Below are 623 nucleotides of genomic sequence, written 5' to 3'. Positions count from 1 at the left end.
TTTATAGAGCGCGTCAGTTTATTGCTCACTCATGAAATTGATACGCGTGAGCAAAGAAAAATCGACCGGCTAGTGCGACACGCTAAATTCCGCTTACCGGCTCAGTTAAATCAACTGATTTACTCACCGGCACGTAATATAGAAAAAGCACAGATACGTAACTTAAGCCAAAATAGCTGGCTGAACTTACACCAAAATATCTTAATCACCGGCGCAACGGGCTGTGGAAAAACCTACCTCGCATGTGCCTTAGGGCATGAGCACTGCCTACAAGGAAAAAGTGTTTACTATATTCGATTGAAGGAACTACTTGAAAGCCTGTTTCTAGCCCAAGCAGATGGTAGTTACCGGAAATTACTGGCGAAGTTAATAAAGTATGATCTACTGATTTTAGACGACTGGGGGCTTGAACCACTGAGTGCACAGCAACGAGGTGACTTACTCGAATTAATCGATGCGCGGTATGGGTATAAATCACACATAATTATAAGCCAGCTCCCACAGGAAAACTGGCATGAAATGATAGGAGAATCAACCCATGCTGACGCCATTTTAGATAGGCTAATTCATGGTTCAATTAAGTTGAACTTAAAAGGAGAATCGATACGAAAACAGTTAAATAA

General features: G+C 41.7%; 1 protein-coding gene. It reads left to right on the top strand.

Translation table 11 applies throughout. From position 1 onward, the window contains the following. A partial coding sequence (istB, locus tag H5232_RS23540) for an IS21-like element helper ATPase IstB (RefSeq protein WP_182831703.1) occupies positions 1-623 on the top strand: 623 nt, incomplete at both ends.

The organism is Pseudoalteromonas sp. SG41-5 (genome assembly GCF_014164495.1).
GTDB classification, from domain to species: Bacteria; Pseudomonadota; Gammaproteobacteria; order Enterobacterales; family Alteromonadaceae; genus Pseudoalteromonas; species Pseudoalteromonas rhizosphaerae.
Note: the sequence above shows the minus strand (reverse complement) of the source record. Positions and strands in the feature narration are given on the sequence as shown.